Raw genomic sequence first — 25,802 nt, 5'->3', positions numbered from 1 at the left:
TTATCTGATTGTTGTAGTTTCACCAATCCAACCGCCAATTGTGATACGGTCGCCAGCTTTATAACCTAGCATGAACAGATCGGCTGCTGCCGGAGTGTAGCGGGAGTATGTACCGATCAATCTATTTGCTTCGTCAGTCAATGAAGAATCTACAGCTTTAGCTCTCTGCAATCTGTCGATTATTACAAAGTACGTACATTTGTTCAGTGCACCTTCGTCACTCCAGTTAGGACTCATAGCATATAGTTGAGCTATCAGCAAATGAGCTTTACCAAAGTTCTCATCATAGCTAAGTGATTTTTGTGCATAGCTTCTAGCTTGAGACAATCTCTTTGCAGCAGATAATACGGCAGCAGCTCTGTACGACAAATCTGCTTTCTTTGCATTATCTGTTTCCATTCCGATAGCCTCATCGAAGAATTTCACTGCGCCATCATGATCGCCTTTCTTGTATGCCATATAAGCACATCCTAAAGCTGCATCAACTGTTGGCTCAATGCGATAAGCGTAAAGTGAAGCCTGCAAATAAGCTTCTTCTTCTGTACATCCCATCATTTTCATTACGTCAAGAGCTTCTTGCAATACTTTCAGATCTGTTTTATTAGCTTCTACTTTAGGACCGTAGATTTCCTGTAAAGAAGAGCAGCTGGCAGCACCACTGTTAATAAACATAGCTACAGCGTTGTCTTTTACTACAGTAAGGTTTGTCTTAGTGCTTTCTTTATCAGCAGCATCCAGGGCTTCCTGAATGTATTGGCTGGCATTCAGATAATCTTTGATAAATTGTTCCTGATGTGCAGGTTCTTTCTTCAATTTATCCAGGGATGCCTGAAGGAAGTAATGCAATACTGTACCCGAAGATTCGCCTTTTAATTCGTCTACCGATTTCTTAAACCAGTCATAAACCAAATCAACATCTAGTGTTGGCGCATAGTTCAGATAAGCGATTGCTTTTGTTCCCAGTGCATCTGCAACAGAAGGTACACCTTTCATTTTTGTTTGAAACTCCGGAATATATTTCATACGTAGATCATGAACTTCCATTAGTTCATTGAAATACTTCTGATAATCTGCAGATGTTCTGTTATTACCATTTGCGGCATTGTCTGCATCAAGGAATCCTTGCAGGATTTTAAAACCATCGGCAAAAGTGTAGAAGCGAAGCAATGGACAATTATCCAGAACTGCTCTCCATGGTATATACGCATCTTTAAAATTTCCGGCTCTTACCGCCTCATGCGAAATACTACTGTTGCTGTTGCAGTTTTCTTCTTGTGCAACGGCATTCATTGTTCCCGCCGAAAAGAACAATATAGCTGCAAGCGTTTTAATTTTCATTGTATTATAATTTTAGTGTGAGTATACTTATTAGACTAATTAATCCACTTTTCGTTTAAAGAACCAACGTTCATTAAATGTCACGCCAATACATAGGCGCATATATTTCTCATCCAACATAACCTGTTTGCCCGACACATTAACATATTGGGCAGAAATACTTAATACGGAACGTGTACGTGGTAATGGCAGGCCAAATCCGACTGTTACTCCATATTCATTGGATGCTCTATAATGTTTTCTTTCGTTATTCTCCATCTTATATACCTTATAATAAGGAGTAGAATAATATGCTCCTATACGATATTTGATAAGCGAGAGGTAACTACGTCCAAACTGATTTGGCATATATTCCAATCCGACGGCAATTTTCTGCATATCGTAGAAGTTATTTTCCCCCTGGTATTTCACATCTGCCCAATTTTGATAAGTATAGTCCGCAGCGAGGGTTAAATGTTTATCGTATATATATGCGGCACCAACACCTATGCTCATTGGTAATCCATACTTTGTATATAAGTCTGTTGTTTCTACGTTATAGTCTGTATATGGTGAACTAGCATTACCTGTACTCATAGCTGTTTGGGTCCGCAGATAAGCATCATTATTCAAATTTCTTTTAGGAGAGAAGACTGCCCCTATTGTAACCTCATTCTTCTTATTAATTTTTTGCGTGTATTGCAACCCTATATCAAACTTAAAATCTTTTACAGACACGTTGTTCACACGCCAGGTTTCATATTTTTGATATTCGGCAAAACCTACATGGTCCTGACGGGTTATATCTCCCCAAAAATAGGAGGCGTTTACCCCTATGGAAAGATTCTTTAGCACTTTGAATCCTACCCCCAGGAAAGCTTGATGAAATCCCCCTTCTCCCGAATAAGTTTTATAACTGATATTACTAGGGTCACTGGTATCGGTTGCTGTAAAGCTATATCCTACGTTCGAGTAAGGCAGTAGCCCCAATGTCATACCTAATCTGCGGTGCAAACGAAATTGCATGGCAACATAATCAAAACTTGAATTTCCCGCATTCTTTTTCGTTTTGCCATCGCTCAGATTTGTATTCTGTAATGAGAGTCCGGCATCAAACAGGAATGTCAAAGAATCAACCATTGTATACGAGGCAGGATTAACTGCATTTACCTGGTAGCTGTCGCGCAACCCGTAAGCAACTCCACCCATACCCTTACTTTTCCCGAAAGTTTGAGGAGATAAATCACCGTATCCGTAACGTGTATAGGGAGAATTTGTATTATTCTGAGCCACTGCAACTCCTGATAATATCATGAGCATAACTGCACATGATATTTGTTTATATCCTACCATTATTATAGTTTAATATTCTATTTAATCCTTTCAATACAAGAAATCTGTCTGCAAAGATGATATTTTTTAGTTTTGAATCAAAAGAAAATTCATCTCCACCCGTTAAAAAAACCAAAAGTTCAGGATATTTATGCCTCAAATACATAATATAACCTTGAATTTCATATTCAACTCCTTTCATCACCCCCGCCCGGATTGCCGTTTCGGTGTCTTTTCCCATATCCGGCACTCTGCCTTCCGGGTTAACAAGCGGCAAACGGGAGGTGTACTGGTTTAATGCTTTGAAACGCATGTATACTCCCGGGGAAATGTTCCCACCGTGGTACCTGCCTTTTGCATCTACAAACTCATACGTAATGGCCGTTCCGGCATCAACCACCAATATGTCCTTCTCCGGAAACCGGGCACAAGCTCCTACAACTGCTGCAATACGATCATAACCAAGTGTATCGGGTGATTCGTATAAATTAATGATTGGCAAAGGTGTGTCTTTGCCCAACCAGAGAAAAGGGAAAGAAAGTACTTTCAGTTGTTCTGAAATATCCGGTTTAAGGTTCACAACTGTTGCTACAATCCCCTGTTCAATAGTATAGGACGAAACGATTTGGGATAATGCTTCTAGTGATTGCCCTGGATCTGAAAATACTTCGATTAAAGTGTCCTGTTCGAACACCGCCATTTTTGTAGACGTATTTCCAATATCAATGATTAAATTCACAAGCAATTTCATTTCCGGTTTTACCCAAACACGGCTGCAAATGTAAGGAGAAAAAAGGAAACTACAATCAAGATACGCTACTTTAATGAAATAGTCTGAAAACTCTAAGAGTTGTTGCCATAACTCTAAGAGTTATCAGGAAAACTCCAGGAGTTATGCTCACAACTCTAAGAGTTATGATTGCGATGTAAAGAATTTAAAATCAACTTTGCTTTTCCTCGCGCGCGGGCGCGCGTATAACAGGCTATTTTTTTGTGTTAATAGAGGTAGGTCCTACCTACCTCTATTAACACAAAAAAGTCCTTATATATTTCATGTATATAGAACTAAGAGTTTGTTTTTCATAATTCTTTGTATCTTTGCCGACATGTTTTTCAAGCGCATCATAAATCATAGAGTTAGGAGTATCGTCTTGCTATTTCTCCTAACTATACTGTATAGCTATACCGCGTCTGCGACTATCGCAAATACCGATTCCACCCGTTTCAGCCTGTTAACCTGTGCACCGGGAGATGAGATTTATTCTCTTTTTGGGCACACAGCCATCCGCTATGAAGATCCGGGCAAAGGAATTGATGTGGTATTTAATTACGGAGTATTCAGCTTCAACACCCCGAATTTTATTTACCGCTTTGTAAAAGGCGAAACGGATTATATGCTCGGGGTTGTCGACTTTCCTCGTTTTGAAGCAGAGTATGCCTATCATAACCGTGCCGTATGGCAACAAAACCTGAACCTGAATGCGAAAGAAAAGGAAGTCCTGTTGGAGTTGTTGTACACGAATTACCAACCCGAGAACAGGATATATCGCTATAATTTTTTCTACGATAACTGTGCTACCCGTCCCCGGGATAAAATAGAAGAAAGCATTTCAGGGAAAATCGTTTATCAGTCGGTAGATCCCTGGCAAAGCTTCCGCGATATCATATACCAATCGTCCAAAGGACATGAATGGGATCGCTTCGGCATGGACCTTTGCCTTGGAGTTGAAGCAGACCGCCCGATCAGCTACCGGGAAGAAATGTTTGCTCCGCTATACCTGATGGATGCATTTAAACATGCAGTGATTGCCGGCGAAAACAACACAAAACGCCCTTTAGTCAGTGGTGTGTCAGAAGTAGTATCCGAACAAGATATTGAGAAAGAAAAGCCCTTTCCATTAACACCCATGCGTTCGATGCTTCTACTTTTTATCCTCATTGCATCGGCTACCATTTATGGAATACGAAAAAAGAAATCACTCTGGGGGATTGACCTTATTCTATTCGCCGCTGCGGGTTTGGCAGGTTGTGTGCTTGCCTTTTTGTCATGTTTTTCAGAGCATCCGGCTGTCGGTACGAATTATTTAATCTTCGTATTCCACCCGCTACACATTTTACTGCTCCCACTGTTCCTACGCAAGGAAGCTAAAGGCAGGAAAAGCTATTATCACCTGATAAATACGATTGTTTTAACACTTTTTATTTTGATTTGGCCGGTAAATCCGCAGCATTTTAATTTAGCTATATTACCTTTGGCACTTTGTTTGCTGGTACGTTCAGTAAGCAATCTTGTACTGACATATAAAAAAGACAAATGAAAGGCCATATACTAACTTCTATTCTGACTGTATTAACCCTGACCGGGTTACAAGCCCAATCGCTCCCTGCCACTCCTAAAATGGTAGTTGGATTGACGATTGACCAGCTGCGTACGGACTACATAGAAGCCTTTTCGTCTTTATATGGTGAGAAAGGATTTAAACGGTTATGGAAAGAGGGAAAAGTATTCCTCAACGCAGAATATACATTCTCTAACCCCGACCGTTCATCGGCCATGGCAGCCATATACACCGGTACAACCCCTTCTTTTAATGGAATAATATCCAACTACCGGTTAGACATATCTACCCTTCGAACCGTTTCGTGCGTAGATGATTCCAACTTTCTGGGCTATTACACCAATGACAACTCTGCACCTTCCCAGTTGCTTACTTCAACCGTTGGAGATGAATTAAAGGCCTCCACCCTGGGAAAAGGATTTGTATACGCAGTTGCCCCCTTTCGCGATGCTGCCATCCTGGGAGCCGGACACTCAGCCGATGGAGCATTCTGGATGAATGACATGACCGGCAAATGGGCAGGTACTACCTATTACAGCGAATTCCCCTGGTGGGCTAATCTATATAATGACCGCAATGCCGTCGATTCACGGATTGAAACGATGATATGGACACCTCTGCATCCCGAGGGATCGTACAAAAACATTACAGTCGAACGCTTCAATGAAACATTCAAATATAAATTTGCCGACGCCAAACAATATAAATTCAAACGATTGATCAACAGCCCCTTTGTCAATGACGAGGTCAATATGTTGGTAGACGATTTATTGAAGAATACGACCATCGGAGAGGATGACACCCCGGACTTTTTATCCGTCACATTCTATGCAGGCAGCTACAACAACCAAAGCATCCAGGAAGGTTCTGTTGAAATCCAGGACACATATGCCCGGTTGGACAAAAACATTGCCGATCTGCTTGAGATGGTTAACAAAAAAGTCGGCCTGCAAAACGTTATATTCTTTATCACATCCACCGGATATACCGCTCCCGAAGGAGTAGATCTAGGCAGATTCCGCATTCCCGGAGGAGAATTCTATCTGAATCGCTGCGCCGCCCTATTAAACATGTATCTCATGGCTTCATACGGCGAGGGACATTATGTAGAAGGATATTACGATCAACAAATATACCTGAACCACAAATTGATTGAAGAAAAGCAACTTAGCCTTGCCGACGTGCAAACCAAGTCGGCCGAATTTTTGATTCAATTTAGTGGAGTAGACGAAGTTTTCTCCGCAAACCGCCTGTTACTAGGTGCATGGAGTCCCGATATTCAGAAAAAAAGAAATGCGTTCAACCGCAAATACTCCGGCGACCTGGTAATCAGCGTATTGCCAGGATGGACCATCGTTAATGAGAATGCACAGGTAAACCCTGTTGTGCGCTATGCTCATAGCCCTATGCCTCTGATCTTTCTGGGCAGTTCCATCAAACCGGAAATCATTCACACGCCTGTAACCGTTGACCACATAGCGCCGACCCTGGCACACTTCATGAGGATACGTGCCCCGAATGCATGTGCCTCCACTCCCCTTTTTTAGTTGAAAATTGAAAATTGAAAGTTGAAAGTTATTTTGAGCATTACAGTATCATAAATACTTTCACAAGTACTTAATTTTCAACTTTCAACTTTCAACTTTCAACTTATTAGCGTAACTTTGTGCGCATTAAAATTTTAGCTAATTAAATAATAGAATATATACAATGGGATTTAATGAATTCATAAGCAAGCTTGTTGGTAATAAAGCGACAAGAGATATGAAAGAAATCCAGCCCTGGGTAAATAAGATCAAAGCCGCTTACCCGGAAGTTGAAAAGCTGGATAACGATGCTCTCCGCGCTAAGACCGAAGAGCTAAAGGCTTATATCCACAATTCTGCTACAGCAGAACGTGCTAAAGTCGAAGAATTAAAGGCTAGCATTGAAAGCCTTGAGCTTGAAGATCGTGAAGGTGTATTTGCACAGATCGACAAACTGGAAAAAGAGATACTGGAAATCTACGAAAAAGCATTAGACGAGGTACTGCCTGTTGCTTTCTCTATCGTAAAAGATACAGCCAGACGTTTCACCGAAAACGAAGAAATTGTAGTTACAGCTACCGACTTTGACCGCACGTTGGCTGCAACCAAAGATTTTGTACGCATCGAAGGCGATAAAGCCATCTACCAAAACCATTGGGTAGCCGGTGGAACTGAGGTGACCTGGAACATGATACATTATGATGTACAGCTCTTCGGTGGTGTTGTTCTTCATAAAGGAAAGATATCCGAAATGGCTACCGGAGAAGGTAAAACGCTTGTAGCCACCCTGCCGGTATTCCTGAATGCACTGACCGGAAATGGTGTACATGTAGTAACGGTAAATGACTACCTGTCAAAACGTGACTCCGAATGGATGGGACCTCTTTATATGTTCCACGGATTAAGCGTAGATTGTATCGATAAGCATCAACCCAACTCAGACAGTCGCCGTCAGGCTTATCTGGCAGATATTACGTTCGGAACAAACAATGAATTTGGTTTCGACTATCTGCGCGACAACATGGCTATCAGCCCCAAAGACCTGGTGCAACGCCAGCACAATTATGCCATCGTCGATGAGGTCGACTCTGTATTGATTGACGATGCCCGTACGCCATTGATCATCTCCGGTCCTGTGCCTAAAGGTGAAGACCAGCTATTTGAACAGCTTCGTCCTTTGGTAGAAAAACTGATGGATATACAAAAGAGCCTGGCTACTAAGTATCTGACAGAGGCCAAACGCCTGATTGCTTCCGATGACAAGAAAGAGGTGGAAGAAGGTTTCCTTTCATTATATCGCAGCCACAAAGCGTTACCCAAGAATAAAGCGTTGATCAAGTTCCTCAGCGAACAAGGTATCAAAGCCGGTATGCTGAAGACTGAAGAGATCTACATGGAGCAAAACAACAAACGTATGCCCGAGGTGACCGAACCGTTATACTTTGTTATTGATGAAAAGATCAACAGTGTAGACCTTACAGATAAGGGTATCGACCTGATTACAGGTAATGCCGAAGATCAGACCTTATTCGTATTGCCTGATATCGCATCGGAACTCTCGGAACTCGAAGGAGAAGTCGGATTGAACGATGAGCAAAAACTGGAAAAGAAAGATGCGTTGATGACCAACTATGCGATCAAATCGGAGCGCGTACACACTATCAACCAGCTATTAAAAGCCTACGCCATGTTCGAAAAAGACGACGAATATGTGGTTATGGATGGCCAGGTTAAAATTGTAGACGAGCAAACCGGACGTATTATGGAAGGTCGCCGTTATTCCGACGGTTTACACCAGGCTATCGAAGCTAAAGAGCGTGTGAAAGTAGAAGCAGCTACACAAACCTTCGCAACCATCACTTTGCAGAACTATTTCCGTATGTACCATAAACTTTCGGGTATGACCGGTACGGCCGAAACAGAAGCAGGTGAGTTCTGGGATATCTACAAACTGGACGTTGTTGTTATTCCAACCAACCGTCCGATTTCCCGTAAAGACATGAATGACCGCGTTTATAAAACCAAACGCGAGAAATATAAAGCCGTTATTGAAGAGGTTGAACAACTGGTAGCCGCCGGACGTCCTGTTCTGGTAGGTACGACTTCAGTTGAAATCTCCGAAATGTTGAGTAAGATGCTTGCCATGCGTAAAATTGAGCATAACGTATTGAATGCGAAATTACACCAGAAAGAAGCAGACATTGTAGCTCAGGCAGGTACAAAAGGTATTGTGACTATTGCAACCAACATGGCAGGTCGTGGTACCGACATCAAGTTAAGTCCGGAAGTTAAGGCCGCAGGTGGTTTGGCAATCATCGGTACCGAACGTCACGAATCACGCCGTGTCGACCGTCAGTTACGTGGTCGTGCCGGACGTCAGGGTGACCCGGGTTCTTCCGTGTTCTTTGTTTCTCTGGAAGACGATTTGATGCGTTTGTTCTCATCCGACCGTATTGCCAGCGTTATGGACCGCTTAGGATTCAAAGAAGGTGAGATGATCGAGCATAAGATGATTTCCAATTCCATTGAGCGCGCACAGAAGAAAGTGGAAGAAAATAACTTCGGTATCCGTAAACGTTTGCTTGAGTACGACGATGTTATGAACAAACAACGTACAGTAGTTTACACCAAACGTCGCCACGCACTAATCGGTGAACGTATCGGCATGGATATCTCCAATATGATCTGGGATAGATGTGCAGCTTCTATCGAAAACAATGACTACGAAGGCTGTAAGTTCGATATGCTTCAAACCCTGGCTATGGATGCTCCTTTCACAGAAGAAGATTTCCGCAATATAAAGAAGGAGAAGCTTGCTGAAAAGGCATTCGACCTGGCTATGGAGAACTTCAAGCGCAAGATGGACAGAATGGCACAAGTAGCTTACCCGGTTATCAAACAAGTGTATGAGAACCAAGGTCACATGTATGAAAACATTATGATTCCGGTTACCGACGGAAAGCGCATGTATAACATTTCATGCAACCTGAAAGCTGCTTACGACAGTGAATGTAAAGAGGTCGTTAAGTCTTTTGAGAAATCCATCTTGCTTCATATCATTGATGAATGCTGGAAAGAAAACCTCCGTGAGTTGGACGAATTGAAACATTCGGTACAGAATGCCAGCTACGAACAGAAAGACCCTTTGTTGATCTACAAACTGGAGTCCGTTAATCTGTTTGACACCATGGTTGAAAAACTGAACAACCAAACAATATCTATCCTGATGCGTGGCCAGATTCCAATACAAGATCCGGGACAAGTACGCCAGGCGGCTCCTGAGGCTCGCCAGGATTTGAGCAAATATCGTGAATCAAAACAAGATCTGGACAATTTGAACGATCCGAACCAACAGGCGGCTGCACAACGTGATACCCGCGAAGTAAAACGCGAACCGGTTCGTGTAGAAAAGACCGTAGGACGTAACGATCCTTGTCCTTGTGGAAGCGGCAAGAAATATAAAAACTGCCACGGACGTGTTTAATTAAACAATGTCTTTAAAAACATAAGCCCCGGCCTTGTGAAGTGCCGGGGCTTTTCATTACATAAGGTTTAGGTTATTTATCAGGCATAAAGGTATGCAGCACCAATTGCCCTGGCATCTCAAGCTTCACGGTTCACATTTCCTATATCCCTGCTAAAGAGTGCATTAAATAACAACAGCTCCTCAAAAGTACACACTCTATATGATGTAGAGACTCAGATACCCGCTTTCTTCCATATATCGACAGCGTCAGTACACGAAAGCAAAGCTATAGTTGCTGAACTTTATAAAAACAGATGGCAGGTTGAACTCTTCTTTTAATTTCAAAAATATCAAAGAACGAAGCGGTTCAAGTGAACCAAATTTATTTAATTTTTAATCGTCCGTTCTTTAGTGGACAGTAGTGATATTCTTTCTAAAAAAATGGAGTAGAAAATATATGAAGTAGAATAAAAGTCTTATTTTTGCTTATTAAGTTAAACGCTCCACAAGCTATGAAGAAAATCGGTTTCATTCATGCCATAATAATTGGTTTTATACTTTATTCTTGCCAAACAGTCAATGTTATTCCTATCGACTATTTGGTTCCTGCAGACATTAGCTTTCCATCTCAAATTAAGCGGGTTGCTATTGTTAATAATGTGAGTGAACCCCTTGGCCGTATTCATACTGAGACAGACAGCATACTTTTAGATAAGACAAATGGATTCTTTGAAAGATACAGAGTAAATGGTGATCCGAGAATAACAACCGAATCATTGGCCGAAGCTGTAGCGGCAGAAAACTATTTTAATGAAGTTGTTGTTTGTGACTCTGCCTTGCAGGTCAGTGGAGCAACCCAAAAAGAAGCCACACTAAACAAAAAAGATGTCAATGAACTCATAAAGACTCTGGATGTGGACATGCTGATTGCATTGGAGGAAATTCAAATCATCGTACAAAAGCAAGTGTATCCTATGGGAGAAATGGGTTTTCTGGGCAATACAGATGCAAAAGTATATCCTAAAGTGAATTTATACATTCCCAATCGCCATTCTCCTTTAGTGATGATTAATGGAAGTGACAGCATCTTCTGGGAAGGCCTCGCCAATTCAGTATCAAATGCACGAACTAAAGTTATTTCGGATGAACAGTTGATTAATGAAGCTTCAGATTTTGCCGGTACCATCCCAACTAAGTATATGACGCCGCATTGGAATACTGTCAACCGGTATTATTTTGCCAATGGCTCATCCGAAATGCGAGATGCAGCATTCTTTATTCAATCTAACAATTGGGATAAGGCCTTTACGCTTTGGGAACGGGCATATGAGACTCAAAAAGGGAAAAAGAAAGCACGCATTGCTTCCAACATATCACTCTATTATGAAATGAAAGATGATTTGGAAAAGGCAGAAGAATGGGGAAAAGAAGCCATAAAGTTAATAAAAGTGGCCAATAATATAACAGAAGATAGTGTTTTGTCAGAAGCCCATTTGTCCGGAGATCTAGGATATATCTACTATAATCAAGTCGACTTATCGAAAAGAAAGGAGAGTTTTGCAAAGTTAAAGATGCAAATGGACCGATTTAATGATGATTTTTAGTCGGATTTACTAGATTACCCATATTTTTATTACCTTTGAAAAACTAATTAAGCATCAAGGTTATGAAACTAAGTCAACAATCGCAATCATTGATTGAATCGACTATCCGTAAAGCGATAGGAAAGTATCCATGTGACTGCGAACAAACAATCGTTACAGATATTCATCTTCAACCAGTCAATAGTTCGGGGGAATTATTTATATTCGATGATAACGACGAAGAGTTGGCATGTACAACCGTTGAAGAATGGCTGGCTTACGATGGTGACGGTGTTGATTTTTACAAGGACGCGGAACGCATTCTTCGCGTTATTCTTAACAGAATGAAAGAGGATGGGAGTTTTGACAATCTTCCTATCATACAACCCTATTCATTTGTTCTGGTCGACGAAGAAAAAGAAACAATTACCGATCTTCTCCTTATAGATGATGATACCCTACTTGTTAATGAAGAGCTACTGAAAGGCCTGGACGAGGAATTGGATCATTTCTTAAAGGAATTACTTGAAAAATAAAGAAAGGTGTTGTTTATCAACACCTTTTCTATAATTAGTAACAATAAACGATCTCTACCACATCACAACGTGACATTGCTCCCGGATTAATCCCTTCCTCCCCTTCGGGAATTGGTAATCCATGTTTATTGAAATGCTCAACCCAGCCCCTGGCAGTTTCATTGGTACTCTGAGACTTGAAAGTCATGACGTTGAGTGGAAAGATTTCTTTCCCGCTATTGGCTTGCTTCAGTATTTCATATACTAATTCCGAACAATAGTATTTGTCATTGCCTAAAACAAAACCATAATCATAATCTTTCCCTATAAGAGTAATCCCTATTTCCAATGCCTGGGGAATAAGTAATTGATAAGTTTGTCGCAAACGCCCTACAATCGATATGGGATAACAATCTGCATCTTTTGAAGGGTAAAGATACTCATTCAAGGGGGTAAGAGTTACCTTGGGAGTGGTGGCTTCAAGTACAAAAATACAATTATCGTTATCTATATAAACCATACCGACATGGGTGAACTGATAATTTTCCACGCTACTGGTTACCTGTTTTATCGGATTCTCCGAGTCTCTTGGACAGGCTTCCTGAAATATCAGATCTCCATTCTTTAACTGGAAGTCCTGTGCAAATGTATTTGCTGACAAAAACAACAAGAGAGTCAATATATATACTTTCATTTGCATTCTTATTTAAAAGTATAGCTAATACCACCCGTCAGCCAGAAGCCCGGTTGAGGGATAACACCCACATCGTTATGTTTGGTATCGTAGAGGTTATTCAGATTCAGATGCAACGCCAAGTCCTCGTATTGGTAGTTCAATCTTAAATCCAGTGTAGAGAAAGGTTTGTAGGGTGCTATACCCACATCTACCGCATCTACATAATTGGTATATCCGCCCATTCGTTTCTGGAACCTGAAATACCATCCGGCAGAGAACCCCTTATAAATCTGATGATTGAATGTTGCTGTGAATTTATCGCGTAGATAATTTAGTTTAAAGAGCGAATTCTCACCTTTTGTATCGCAATCCTGGTGCATGCGGGTATAGTTTAATGAGAGAGTAGAGCTTTGTCCCAGAATGGGTAGCGCCTCTCCCAACCGGAGGCTGACTCCCATTTCGACTCCCTGAGTATCAAGTTCGGTGTGATTCCAGGATGCACTAATCATTTTACCATTCTCGCCTTCCTTCCTTACCCAGTCTATAATGTTCCGTCCCCACATCAGGAAACCGGTAGCATAGGCGCTGATCAATGAATTCTTATATTTAATACCCAGATCGAGTGATTGCGAGCGTTCGGGTTTCAGGCTTTCGTTGGCAACGTGAGTTTCGGTGGTGTAGTACAATTCCGTAAAAGAAGGCATGCGTGTTGATTTCCCCCAGGTGGTATAGATGTTTACTTCGTCTGTGGGACGGTATGCAATACTTGCCGAGGGATAAAACTTTAGTCCTTTTTCGAGTGTGGTATGATTCATCAATACCCCTGCCGAAAGGGTAAAATGATCGAATTGCGCCGTATGCTCCAGCGTTGCGCTGCTATTGATACGGTCATCATACATTTTGTATTTACCGTGCGGTTCAGACATAGGTTTTCCCAAGACATTACTCATAATATCTTCCCTTCTGATTTCTCCACCCAGGCTGGTAGTTCCTAAGATAGAAGAATATTGCAAGATGAGGTTTGTGCCGTATGTATCTCCCCGGTGGTGGTTTTTCCCCGTATCAGTGCCTCTTACGAGCTCAAAGACATCGTAATGCCTGAACCAGTAGAGGATCGGAATAAACTTGAGCTTCGTTCCGAATTCACCTTTCAGTGAGCCTATATACCGGGTGGTATGGTCGTATTGATTCGGATAAGCCCCGGTGTAGAAGCTGTTTGCTCCGTATTTCTTGTCGTTGTATCCCAGATTCAGATCGAGTTTCGAGTGCTCGTCAAACTGCAACCGGGTTTGCAACAAAAGGTTGTAAAGATCGTAATCCGTATTATCCGTATGCCCATCGGATGAACTGTAACCGGCCGACAGACTGGTAGTAGCAATGCCTAGTTTGGCAGCTCCACGGAGTTCCATGCCCCGGAGGTCGTGCATACCACCCTCTAAGCGGGCATATGCTTTGGCATCCGCTCTTTTTTTAGTGATGATGTTTATCCCACCGGCAAATGCGCTTGTACCATAGATCAGTGCCGATGGTCCGTGGATAATTTCAATACGTTCAATGTCGGAAAGGTTGACGGGAATATCAAGGCTGTAGACGCCTGTGTGAGAGTTGGAGAGGTTGACACCATTTAGAAGTATGGCCGTTTGATCTTTGGAGCCTCCCCGGATAGAGATGTCGGCTTGTACGCCATGTCCGGAACGTTGGACGAGGTCTATATTAGCCGCGTAAACTAACAGGTCTTGGATACTTTGGACGGGCGCCTGCTGAATTTGCTCTTTAGTCAGTACGGTAACGAGTTTCGCCGTTTGGTTGATAGGGGTTTCAATCCGCGAGGCCGTGACCATGACTTCCTCCAATTCCTGCAATTCCATTTCGGGCTTCTTGGATTGTCCTTCTGCATTTTGGGCAGTGATTCCGGTAAAAGGAACGACAGTCAATACACAGCCGGTTACGACCCCAATGTTTACCACTTTGTGCATACTTGCAAATGCACTGTATGCTTTCTTGGAGAATCGCTTAAACAAGAAAACATCTTTCTTAAAACAACTTTTTTGTTTCATTTTTAATAATATAAAATTAGGATTAGTATAGTGCATGCCGAGGTATATATCCCGGAAATGCACTAAATATCGGCGGACAAAGGTAGCGTAAAAATAGAAATGAAAAGCACAACGGTTGAACAAAAAGCATTACCTTTGTTATGTGTGCTATTTATAAGGAGATCAACGCAGGAGAAATAAAAACCAACACCGAGATGAATACTTCCATAAACCAAAAACTCTGCGCATTGGCCGAGAGTGACTATAAAGCATTTAACGAAAAGTTAATTCCAACCAACTATGAGATATTCGGCATTCGTATGCCTGCTCTTAAACTGCTGGCAAAGGAAATTGTATCAGGTCCTGACATAGAAACCTATCTAAAAAATGCTGAATTTACCAGCTACGAACATGTCTTATTGTATGGGCTGGTATTGGGACAGCTTAAAAAGGTTCCATTGGAAACCTTATTCGGCTACTTAGACCCGTTGATCCTGAGGTTCGACAACTGGGCACATGTTGATACTATTATTTCGTCATTAAAGATATTCCAGAAGCATCCCGATGAAGTACTTAAGCATTTTATGTCCTTAAAGCACCATGAAGGAGAATTCACCAAGCGGGTTTTTGTTATCGTGCTGATGGACTACTTTATTAATGAGAAACAGATTGATGTGGCACTAAAGCATTTGACCGAGGTTCCACAAGGGCAATATTACGTCGATATGGCCATTGCCTGGGCAATCAGCGTAGGGCTTATCAAGTTCTACGATAAAACATTACCTATATTGGAGCAAAAGGTGCTCTCTAAATTTGTGCATAACAAAGCTATTCAGAAAGCCCGCGAAAGCTTCCGGATAGCCCCTGAAACGAAAGAGTATCTGAATACATTAAAAATTAAATAAGAGGATTACTATTATATGAACTTGGAGTGTGTAATAATCTCGCCCCTAGTGAAGATCATTACACACTCCAAAGTGCTATTTCAACAACTCATTCAGTGTAGGCATATCCTTCACTTCATATTTCTTTTTGAAAGCCTCAACGGCTTCTTTACCAAACTTTTCTTCATTAAGAATCAAGCCTTCAACAGGTAAGGGACGTTTATTTTCCAGTTTTACATCAATAACCACAGGCTGCTCACTTTTTTGTGCTTCGTCAAATACGGTTTTTAGTTGACTGCGGTGGGTTATAGTGAAACCTTTCGCTCCCAACCCCTCTCCTACTTTGGCGTAATCGGCTCCCAGAATGTCGACTCCGTACTTGGTCTGTTTGGTATCTTCTTGCTCGGCTTCTATGAATCCGAAGGAATCATTGGAGAAGATGATATTGATGACAGGTAGCTTGTATTTTACCTGGGTGATGATATCTTGCATAACCATAGAGAATCCGCCGTCGCCGTTGAGCGTAAATACTTGCCGGCCGGGATAGCTCAATGCAGCAGCGATACCGCCTGGTACGCCATAACCCATCGTTGCAAACAGACCGGAGGTGGTAAAGCGTTGTTTTCCGGTCATGTTCAGCAGGCGGACGGCGTTGATGGTTACATTGCCGACATCGGTCACAAAGATAGCGTCGTCGGTAGCAATGCGATTGATTTCTTTGAACACAGGTTCGGCGCGCATGGGCACATCGTCTCTGTCTTCGAAGCTTTTCAGCCAGTTTAACCAGTTTTTACGGTTCTGTTGGTTGGCTTTAAGGAATTTGTCGGCGGGTCTTTGTTGTCCAACTTTTATCATTTGAATCATGGCTTCCTTCGCATCTCCCAGTATGGCGACATCGGCTTTTTTGCGGCTTCCGAGTTTAGACGAATCGACATCTACCTGGATAAACCTGGCCGATGCGGGGAAGAAGAAACGTGCAAAGGGGAAGTTGCTTCCAACAAACAGGATTAAGTCTGATGCTGCGAGTGCTTCGTTGCCGGGTTTGGTGGCTACACGTCCGGCCGTTCCCATGAAGTTGGGTGCGCTTTCCGGCAGGATTCCTTTGGCCAGCACGGAGGCTACGATGGGCATGGAGAAATAATCTGATAATTCCAGGACTTCTTTTGTTGCTCCCCGGGTTCCCTGTCCGATGTATAGTACAGGTCTTTCGGCTTTTTCGATGAGTTTAACTGCGGCTTCAATATCTTTTGGATCGGGCATGGGGTAACCTTTGCGGTGGCTGGATGCGGAAGATATATCCAGGTCGGGGATATCTACAAATCCAAAGTCAACGGGGATGGTTACAACGGATACGCCTTTGTGTTCGTAGGCACGGCGGATGGCTTCGTCAATAACGAAGGGCAGGCTTTCCGGGGTCATGACTGTGCGGTTGTAAACGCTTACGTCGACAAACATCGGGTTTTCATTTAATTCCTGGAAGGAGTTGTAGTTCATGGCGGTAGATGCTACCTGACCTACAAGGGCAAGGACGGGAACACCGTCCATTTGTGCATCATATAGTCCGTTGAACAGGTGGGTAGACCCCGGACCGGCGGTACCGAAGCAAACGCCGATCTTTCCTGTTAGTTTAGCATCAACAGAGGCGGCGATTGCGCCAACTTCTTCATGCCGCACCTGGATGTATTTTACTGTGCCGCGTTTGGCATACAGTGCATCCATTGTTGAGTTAAATGAACCGCCTGGTATGCCGTAGATATGGTCGACGCCCCAGCTTTCCAATACATTCACCATGGCTATGCCTGATTTGATTGTCTTTTCCATGTTATCTCTTTTTATTGTTTGTAATAGTTTACCTGTAGCGAAGGTTATATACAAACAAAATAGGGGTAGGAAAGGTTGCGGGAGGGTGCAAAACTGGATGGAAATGAGTGAATTGATGTAAAATGTGTTGAAAAGGAAGTTAATGGTTTGGAATACCACTTGCTGTAGGGGCAAGCCTTGTGTCTGCCCTGACGCCGCCAGGTGTATCATTAGTTTCACTATGCAGCGTCAAGGGCGGACACAAGGCCCGCCCCTACGGTAAATCATTATCAAAACGGGATGGAAAGGAGTGATTTACTGTAGGGGCGGTTCGCGAACCGCCCAATGCCCAGAATACACAGGAAACCATTTTCGGGCGGTTCGCGAACCGCCCCTACAGCTAATCATTTACATTCATAACTAATTAGAAATACACCAAAACCAAACAGAAACACGCCACCCTCTACCGAACCGTACAAAAAGTAAGTATACAAACCAACACATTTCATCGCTAAAACAAGCCGGTTAATCTCATAAACCCAAAGCATGTATGCCTGGCACATACCTTTGCATCATTAATCAATCACAAAAACATTAATCAATCACTAAAACAATCTCGATTATGAAAAAGGGTATAATATTCATTCTATTGGCACTGAGCCTGTTCTGCGTTAACAACAACGCTCTGGCGCAAAGCAAACCTGCGCAAAATAAACTGACACAAACCATTCAGGGAATCGTTGTCGATCGCTCCTCTGGCGCCCCACTGCCGTACGTAACGATTCTGCTTCCCGATGCCCCGCAGTTTGGCACCACCACCAACAACAGCGGCGGGTTTGTGCTGAGAAACGTTCCCGTAGGCCGTCACGACCTGAAAGCCTCTTTCATTGGATACGAAACCTTCGTTGTTAAAGAAATGCTCCTGACATCCAGCAAAGAAGCCTACGTCGAAATCCAGCTCACCGAAAGCACCAATCAGCTGGACGAAGTGGTAGTCACCGTGCAAACCCAGAAAGAGCAACCGCTGAACAACATGGCCCTCTCCGGTGCCCGCATGCTCAGCGTAGAAGAAGCCTCCCGCTACGCCGGTGGCATGGACGACCCCGCGCGGTTGGTAAGCTCCTTCGCCGGAGTCGCCCCCAGCGTAGGCAACAACGGAATCTCCGTGCATGGCAACGCCCCCAGCCTGCTACAGTGGCGGTTGGAAGATGTAGAAATCCCCACCCCGAACCACTTCGCCGATGTCACTACGCTGGGTGGCGGACTGCTATCGTCGCTTAGCAGCCACGTGCTGGGCAATTCCGATTTCTTCACCGGCGCCTTTCCTGCCGAATACAGCAACGCCGTTTCGGGCGTATTCGACATGAAGCTCCGCAACGGCAACAACCGCAAGCCTCAGCACACCTTCCAGGCCGGCTTAATGGGTATCGACGTCGCATCCGAAGGCCCGTTCAGCAAAACCGGAAACGCCTCGTACATCTTCAACTACCGCTACTCCACCACCGGCTTACTGAACAAAATCGGCGACGTAGGGCAGGCATTGGATTTCCAGGACTTCAACTTCAAAGTAAACCTCCCCACCCGACGTGCAGGAATATTCACCCTATGGGGCACGGCGTTGAAGGACGGGGTCGACGCTGACCTCGACGATCCTCAGGATTGGAAATATATGGACGACGCCAAAGGCTCGAACATGCAACTAACATCGGCCGCAACCGGTCTGAGCCACCGTTACTTCTTCGACAACAACACGCAGCTAAAAACAACGCTCGCCATGACGTATGCAGACCTGAAACTTTGGGAAGACTTCTACCGTGCAGACCTCTCCTCAACCCCAGCCAATCATTTCAAGAACCGATATACGAACCTCGTACTCACCTCTTACCTCAACAAGAAATTCAGTGCCCGCCACACCAACCGGACCGGTTTTACGGTAACCAACATGCGATACAACATGAACATGCAGCTCGCCCCGCTCTACGGCGAACCCCTCGAAACCATCTCGCAGGGAAAGGGAAACACCAACCTCGTTTCGGCCTACACCAGTTCGCTGTTCAACCTCAGCGATAACCTTTCGGCCACCCTCGGCATCAACGGGCAATGGCTGACGCTGAACAACAGCCGGACCGTAGAACCCCGCGCAGCCATCAAGTGGCAAGCCTCTCCCCGAAGTTCATGGGCACTAGCCTACGGTTTGCACAGTCGCATGGAAAAGATGGATGTATACTACGTAAAAACAACCGCCACCGGAGACGAGCTGGTGAACAAAGACCTCGGCTTTACCAAAACCCACCACCTGTCGCTGACCTACAACTACAAGCTCTCCGACAACATGAACCTCAAGCTTGAACCTTACCTCCAGTTCCTGTACGACGTTCCCGTTATTGCCGACAGTTCCTACTCCATCCTCAACCGCCGCATGGGATACATCGAAGACGCTATGGTAAACAAAGGCAAAGCCCGCAACTACGGGATAGACGTTACGCTCGAGAAATACATGACCCGCGGCATGTACTATATGCTCACCGCATCCGTCTTCAACTCCGAGTACCGCGGCGGAGATGGCGTATGGTACGACACGAAATACAACCGCAAATACATCGTCAACGGTTTGTTCGGCAAAGAATGGATGCTAGGCAGAAACAAGCAAAACGTACTGGGCGTGAACCTCAAACTCACCCTACAGGGCGGCGACCGATACTCGCCCGTAGACGAACAGGCTACCCTGGCCCACCCCGACAAGGAAACGCAATACGATGAAACCAGGGCTTACTCCGAGCAACTATCGCCCATATTCCTGGCCAATTACACCGTAAGCTACCGGATGAACCGCAAGCATGTTTCGCACGAATTTGCCATCAAAGGATTGAACGCAACGGGGTATAAGGAGTATTTCGGGCACGAATACAATCTGCAAACCGGAGTCATCGAACCACGAAGGCTAAAGAATTCAATATTCAATATGGTGTATAAGCTCGATTTTTAGTTTAACTTTGGAGGGAAAATGAACAAGATTAAAGAAAACTGGAAGTATCTGCTCTTCGGCCTGGCAGGAATGATTATCACGTTCAACATGACGTTCGTGGCCTACCAGGATTGTAACAACCTGTTAGGCAACCGCATATATCTGGTTTGTTTTTCCTCCTTTATCCTTTTTGCCGTGGCCATTCTTTTCAATTATTACATCCTTATCCCAAGGTTCCTGCTCAAAGGCAAATACCTGATGTATTCCGTCATACTGGGAGCCGTTGTACTCCTACTGCCCACGATATCTATTGCACAAGAATACCTTGTCCGGAATGCATTTTCGCTACCACATAGAATCACATCGTATACCAGTCCGCTTATTCTGATCGACAATCTGGCATCCTCTCTCACATTCCTGATCTGTTTCCTGGGGATATCCGCCATTGCATTCTTACGCCAATGGACAGAAGAGAGAACCCGGGTAGAACAAATACAGTACGAACACCTCACCTCCGAAATCAACAAGCTAAAGGGCCAGATCACCCCCACTTTTCTGTCCCGGACATTAACCCACGCTTCGGCATCGGTAAGATCAAACCCAAAGAAAGCCACCGAAATGCTTATGCAACTGGGAGCATTACTACGATACCAACTCTACGACTGCAACAGAGAACAAGTGCTGCTGAACGGAGAAATCAGCTTCTTACGTAATTTCCTCCGTGTAGAGCAAATGAACAGGAAAGACTTTGAATACGAAATCCACGTAGAAGGAGATATGCACCGCGCATTTGTTCCGCCTCTATTATTCGTCTCCTTAATTCAGGAAACAATGGACGACAGCACCGTACTGAAACTATACTTTACGGTGGTAGAACATTCGCTCCGTTTCCATTTCCGTTTCAACGGAAAGAAACAGCCCCAAAGCAAGGACATAGAAGCCATCAAAAGAAGATTAGAGTTACAATACCCCGGCAAATATGTGTTAACCCACCAGTCGGGAAAGGTTGAACTTAACATTGATATTTCAGCGTAATGGAAACAACAATAACCAATAATAGTATAGCATCTTTCCTGCTCGACCGCAAATATCATACGCTCAGACACGTCCTGCTGCAACTGGTCATTCTACTCATTGCTATCGGCAACTTCTTCGATGCACCCGACCAACTGAACCTGACAGCAGACCGTATATACAGCGGAGTGGGTTACTTTGCGCTCCTCAACATGCTCGTCTACTTTAATGCTTATGTATTATTCCCCTGCTTCCTGGCCAAGCGGAAGGTTGTAGCCTATATCCTGTCCGTCATTGGATTTACACTCTTCGCCCTGGTCCTTATGATGATATTGCAAGCACTCTTCTATGATGTGGCAGCCATTCAGAAAGAAGAGACTTCCGGCGTGGCCATTTTCCTGAGTATTACGTCGTCTTTACTAGCTATATTCCTGTTTCTGGGGGGCATCACAGCCATTCTGTTATTCAAACAATGGGCCATCAGTAAGCAACGTATCCACAACCTACGGAAAGCAACCTCCGAGTCGGAACTGATGTTCCTGAAGAGCCAGATCAATCCGCACTTCCTGTTCAACATGCTCAACAATGCCAACATATTGATCGAAGAAGACCCGGAAATGGCATCCTATATCCTGCTCAGGCTCGACGAGCTGTTGCGCTACCAACTGAACGATAGCCTGCAAGACAAAGTAAGCCTCAAAGCAGAAATCCAGTTCCTGACCAATTACCTGGAACTGGAGAAAACACGCCGCGATAACTTCACTTACCAGATCAAACAAGAAGGAGATATGAGCAACGTAGACATTGCACCCCTACTGTTTATTCCTTTTGTTGAGAATGCCGTGAAGTATAATGTAACAGGCGATAAGCCGGCTTACGTCCACCTGTCTTTCCGTTTGCAGGAAGGCCGGTTAAGTTTCAGTTGCGAGAACCCCATCGGCATCCATACCACAACCCGGAAAGAAAAAGGGGGCTTGGGACTGGCAAACATCCGAAGAAGACTGGACCTATTATTTGCCGGTCATTATTCACTGAAACAAACTCAAACGGACCTGGTATATACCGTCCATTTAAAAATCAAACTATGAAGTGTATTATTGTAGACGATGAACCGATTGCTCGTAAAGGCATCTCAAGGCAGATAGAACAAATATCCCAACTGGAATTGGTCGACGCTTTCAACAGTGCCGAAGCTGCACTGGATTTCCTGAAGGCCAATGAAGTAGACCTCATATTCCTCGATATCCAGATGCCGGGAATGAATGGCATTGAACTGGCGCGAATCCTGCCCAGACAAACGCTGATTATCTTCACCACAGCCTACTCCGAATATGCACTGGATAGCTACGAGGTAGATGCAATCGACTATCTGGTCAAGCCGATCGACCCAGCCAAGTTCCGTAAGGCTGTCAACAAAGCCATCACTTACCACTCTTTATTGATGGACGAAGAGGAAAAGAGCGTGGAGAACGTGGAGGAAGATTTCATCTTCGTAAAGTCCGACCGCCGCTTCTTTAAAGTCAACTTTAAGGATGTGCTCTTTATCGAAGGGCTGAAAGATTATGTTATCATCCAAATGGAGGGCCAGCGCATTATTACCCGGATGAATATCAAAACCATTCACGACCTGTTGCCTAAGAAGATCTTCCTACGGATAAATAAATCGTATATCGTAAACAGAAACCGGATCGAGTCTTTCAATAATAACGATGTGTTTATAAAGACGCACGAGATTGCAATTGGTAATTCGTACAGGGATGAGTTCTTTAACGAAATGATGAAGGGTGATGCTTTCAAATCAAACTAAGTTTTCACCGTAGGGGCGGTTCGCGAACCGCCCGGAAATGGCTTTCTGTGTATTCTGTGTATTGGGCGGTTCGCGAACCGCCCCTACGGTGAATCATTTACTTTATACCCTCCTAAAATATTGCTTTAGTTGAATCGTCTACATAAATAGATAGCGCTATCCAATAATTTATTAACAGCTATTTATTTATGAAAACAAGATTTATTGCATTAACCACAACCCTACTGTGTTTTGTGGCTGGCCTCTCGCACGCCCAACAATTAGTAAAAGGTAAAATCTCTGATGAAAAGGACGGGAGTCCGGTTAGTTTTGCCAACGTATTGCTCCTCAAGCAAGACTCCACCTATATAATAGGTACAACAAGTGATATAAACGGCACCTTCACACTATCGAACCCAGCCAACGAAAACAGCATCCTCTCCGTCTCTTATATAGGATACGAATCGGCCTGTTTGCCTCTCAACTCATCACGCAACCCGCAGGAAGAGATTGAGGTACAATTAAAGCAATCGGCCATCCATCTGAGCGAGGTCACCATACAAGCCCGTTCTGTGATAATAAAAAACGATCGCAAGATCATCCTGCCCAACGAAGAACAAATAAAAATGTCTACCGACGGCACCGACATCCTTCGTAAGATGCAGCTCCCCCGCATTATGGTCGACCCTACATCCGGCGAAATCACCATGTCGGGAAGTGGTACAGTACAGCTCCGCGTGAACGGGGTAGAGGTTACCAGTGCAGAAATCGCCTCCATTCCCCCTGCCGATATCCTCCGTATTGAGTATCACGATGATCCGGGAGTACGCTTCGGAGGCGCCGATGCAGTGATCGACTACATTACACGCCGCAAAGAATCGGGTGGAAACGCCAACGGCGTACTTTTCAATAGCATCGGTGGAAAAAGAACATCGGCCGACGACAGGCTTGCCCTGAAATATAACTTCGGTAAGTCCGAGATATCGGCCAATGCCACATACGTGAAACGGAAATCCGACTGGACACGCGAATATGACGAGAAACTCATCTTCCCCGATCACGAAGTACATCGCGTTGAAGTTGGTGAACCTACCCCTTTCAATAAAAGCATACTAGCCGGCAACCTGAACTATAGCCTGATGGAAAAAGACCGTTACTTCTTCAACGCCCAACTAAGGTACACCTACAACGACTTCCCGAACGGATACGAAGACAGGCGAAGCACGCTCTACACCTCCGAATCGGATGTTCCACTGACAATCTCCGACCACACAGTTGAGAAAAGTAAATCGCCTGCCTTAGACCTGTATTACCAGCAAAACCTTAGCAACAACCAGCTATTGATATTCAACGTAGTAGGCACATATATTGATACAGACAGCCGCCGCACCTATCAGGAGAAACGGGACAACCTGCTCGAGACAGATATCATGTCGCACATCAACGGAGATAAATACTCCATCATTGCCGAAGGAATATACGAGAAGAAAGCCGGACAAGGTAAGATCACCGCAGGAATGAAACACCTACAGGCATATACAAACAATGAATACGCCGGAACAACCATAGCCGATGTATCTCTCCGTCAGGCAGAAAGCTCGGTTTATGCCGAATACCAGGGGCGTGCCGGTAAGTGGGGCTATATGGCCAATGTTTCCGGAATACGACTGTATTACAGCCAGAAAGATACACATACAGAGAAATACACCTGGCAGTCGTCCGCCCGCCTGGCATTCGAACCCAGCAATAATCTATATTTCAGGTATAGAGTCAACCTCCGCAACCAGACGCCTTCGCTTGCAGCAATGAATGATGTGGAGCAGGCCATTGATGCCTGGCAGGTGCGCCGGGGGAATCCCGACCTGAACATTTTCCACACGCTGGGACAGAGCTTCACCGCAGGCTATCACAAAGGTGCTTTCGGCGTGGATGTGTTGATAGGTTATGAGTATGAATTCAAACCGATCATGGAATCCGTCTTCCTCGACAACGGTACTTTTGTCCGCATGTATGAGAATCAAAAATCATTCCAGGACTTAAGCGCAGAAGCAACCTTCACGATCAAACCCTGGAAGAATCATTTAAGTCTTTCGGTAACACCAAGAATAGAGCGTTTCTTTAGCAAAGGAAATACATACCGGCATACATACACCATGCATGAAGTCAGGGCCAACCTGGATTTCACATACAACAACTGGATGGCTAACTTTACCACCATCACCCCGCCCCGCTCCATGTATGGCGAACAGATGATGAAAAGCGATCAGATGTATACGATCATGGCAGGGTACAAAAAATCCAGTTGGTCCATCATGGCGGGAGTACTAAATCCCTTCACCAGCGAATACAAAACGGACAACAGGAACTGGTCGGCCATCATCCCTGTAACGTCTAAAATACATACCAGCAACAACCGGTCGTTCCTTGTGAAATTTGCTTTCAACCTGAATTATGGTAAACAATTCAAAGGCGGAAGCAAACGGACCAACAATACGGATATGGACTCAGGTATTATGCAGGGAGGCAAAGGATAAAGCGCAGCGCGGCTTGCCGCCCCTGGCCG

At 44.2% G+C, this 25,802-nt stretch carries 17 protein-coding genes; 11 read left to right on the top strand and 6 right to left on the bottom strand.

Annotation, left to right across the window (positions count from 1 at the left end; all coding sequences use genetic code 11):
- The 3 genes from D0T87_RS10350 to D0T87_RS10340 are packed head-to-tail and all read right to left on the bottom strand — an operon-like array spanning window position 1 to window position 3,388.
- On the bottom strand, window positions 1-1,338 hold the full coding sequence (locus D0T87_RS10350; protein ID WP_163175052.1) for a hypothetical protein: 1,338 nt from the start codon (window positions 1,336-1,338) through the stop codon (window positions 1-3).
- A 39-nt stretch (window positions 1,339-1,377) separates the two neighbouring features.
- Window positions 1,378-2,670, bottom strand: a complete 1,293-nt coding sequence (locus D0T87_RS10345) for a hypothetical protein (protein ID WP_163175051.1) — start codon at window positions 2,668-2,670, stop codon at window positions 1,378-1,380.
- On the bottom strand, window positions 2,657-3,388 hold the full coding sequence (locus D0T87_RS10340) for a type III pantothenate kinase (protein WP_370526837.1): 732 nt from the start codon (window positions 3,386-3,388) through the stop codon (window positions 2,657-2,659). Before D0T87_RS10340 ends, D0T87_RS10345 begins: the two co-directional genes overlap by 14 nt.
- Before the next feature lie 367 nt (window positions 3,389-3,755).
- Here D0T87_RS10340 and D0T87_RS10335 point away from each other — a divergent pair, with 367 nt between their 5' ends.
- From D0T87_RS10335 to D0T87_RS10310, 5 genes are all read left to right on the top strand, one after another.
- Window positions 3,756-4,967 carry a DUF4105 domain-containing protein gene (locus D0T87_RS10335; RefSeq protein ID WP_163175156.1) on the top strand — a complete coding sequence of 404 codons (1,212 nt, stop codon included), beginning with the start codon at window positions 3,756-3,758 and terminating at the stop codon, window positions 4,965-4,967.
- Window positions 4,964-6,535 carry an alkaline phosphatase family protein gene (locus D0T87_RS10330; RefSeq protein WP_163175049.1) on the top strand — a complete coding sequence of 524 codons (1,572 nt, stop codon included), beginning with the start codon at window positions 4,964-4,966 and terminating at the stop codon, window positions 6,533-6,535. Before D0T87_RS10335 ends, D0T87_RS10330 begins: the two co-directional genes overlap by 4 nt.
- A gap of 163 nt (window positions 6,536-6,698) precedes the next feature.
- Window positions 6,699-9,998 carry a preprotein translocase subunit SecA gene (secA, locus tag D0T87_RS10325; protein WP_163175048.1) on the top strand — a complete coding sequence of 1,100 codons (3,300 nt, stop codon included), beginning with the start codon at window positions 6,699-6,701 and terminating at the stop codon, window positions 9,996-9,998.
- 494 nt (window positions 9,999-10,492) lie between these two features.
- Window positions 10,493-11,584 carry a DUF6340 family protein gene (locus D0T87_RS10315; RefSeq protein WP_163175047.1) on the top strand — a complete coding sequence of 364 codons (1,092 nt, stop codon included), beginning with the start codon at window positions 10,493-10,495 and terminating at the stop codon, window positions 11,582-11,584.
- A 62-nt stretch (window positions 11,585-11,646) separates the two neighbouring features.
- On the top strand, window positions 11,647-12,099 hold the full coding sequence (locus tag D0T87_RS10310; RefSeq protein WP_163175046.1) for a hypothetical protein: 453 nt from the start codon (window positions 11,647-11,649) through the stop codon (window positions 12,097-12,099).
- Window positions 12,100-12,133: 34 nt separating this feature from the next.
- Here D0T87_RS10310 and D0T87_RS10305 read toward each other — a convergent pair whose 3' ends face one another.
- Window positions 12,134-12,772: a YiiX/YebB-like N1pC/P60 family cysteine hydrolase gene (locus D0T87_RS10305; protein WP_163175045.1), complete on the bottom strand. Its 639-nt coding sequence runs from the start codon at window positions 12,770-12,772 to the stop codon at window positions 12,134-12,136.
- A gap of 8 nt (window positions 12,773-12,780) precedes the next feature.
- Window positions 12,781-14,811, bottom strand: a complete 2,031-nt coding sequence (locus D0T87_RS10300; RefSeq protein ID WP_163175044.1) for a TonB-dependent siderophore receptor — start codon at window positions 14,809-14,811, stop codon at window positions 12,781-12,783.
- 140 nt (window positions 14,812-14,951) lie between these two features.
- On the opposite strand from D0T87_RS10300, the gene D0T87_RS10295 reads away from it, so the two are divergent.
- Entirely contained in the window at window positions 14,952-15,695 is a 744-nt protein-coding gene (locus tag D0T87_RS10295) for a DNA alkylation repair protein (RefSeq protein ID WP_163175043.1), read from the top strand.
- A 75-nt stretch (window positions 15,696-15,770) separates the two neighbouring features.
- Here D0T87_RS10295 and spxB read toward each other — a convergent pair whose 3' ends face one another.
- Window positions 15,771-17,495: a pyruvate oxidase gene (spxB, locus tag D0T87_RS10290; protein ID WP_163175042.1), complete on the bottom strand. Its 1,725-nt coding sequence runs from the start codon at window positions 17,493-17,495 to the stop codon at window positions 15,771-15,773.
- A 601-nt stretch (window positions 17,496-18,096) separates the two neighbouring features.
- Here spxB and D0T87_RS10285 point away from each other — a divergent pair.
- The 5 genes from D0T87_RS10285 (at window position 18,097) to D0T87_RS10265 (ending at window position 25,773) form a co-directional block, all read left to right on the top strand.
- Window positions 18,097-20,460, top strand: coding sequence for a TonB-dependent receptor (locus D0T87_RS10285; protein ID WP_163175041.1), 2,364 nt, complete (start codon window positions 18,097-18,099; stop codon window positions 20,458-20,460).
- An 18-nt stretch (window positions 20,461-20,478) separates the two neighbouring features.
- Window positions 20,479-21,474 carry a sensor histidine kinase gene (locus D0T87_RS10280; protein ID WP_163175040.1) on the top strand — a complete coding sequence of 332 codons (996 nt, stop codon included), beginning with the start codon at window positions 20,479-20,481 and terminating at the stop codon, window positions 21,472-21,474.
- Window positions 21,474-22,541, top strand: coding sequence for a sensor histidine kinase (locus tag D0T87_RS10275; protein WP_163175039.1), 1,068 nt, complete (start codon window positions 21,474-21,476; stop codon window positions 22,539-22,541). The genes D0T87_RS10280 and D0T87_RS10275 overlap by 1 nt, the downstream gene beginning before the upstream one ends.
- Entirely contained in the window at window positions 22,538-23,260 is a 723-nt protein-coding gene (locus tag D0T87_RS10270; RefSeq protein ID WP_163175038.1) for a LytTR family DNA-binding domain-containing protein, read from the top strand. Before D0T87_RS10275 ends, D0T87_RS10270 begins: the two co-directional genes overlap by 4 nt.
- Window positions 23,261-23,448: 188 nt before the next feature.
- Window positions 23,449-25,773, top strand: coding sequence for a TonB-dependent receptor (locus tag D0T87_RS10265; RefSeq protein ID WP_163175037.1), 2,325 nt, complete (start codon window positions 23,449-23,451; stop codon window positions 25,771-25,773).
- Window positions 25,774-25,802 lie beyond the last annotated feature (29 nt).

The organism is Bacteroides sp. 51 (genome assembly GCF_010500965.1).
Lineage (GTDB): Bacteria > Bacteroidota > Bacteroidia > Bacteroidales > Bacteroidaceae > Bacteroides.
The sequence above is the reverse complement of the archived record's forward strand: the minus strand, read 5'-3'. Positions and strand labels throughout refer to the sequence as shown.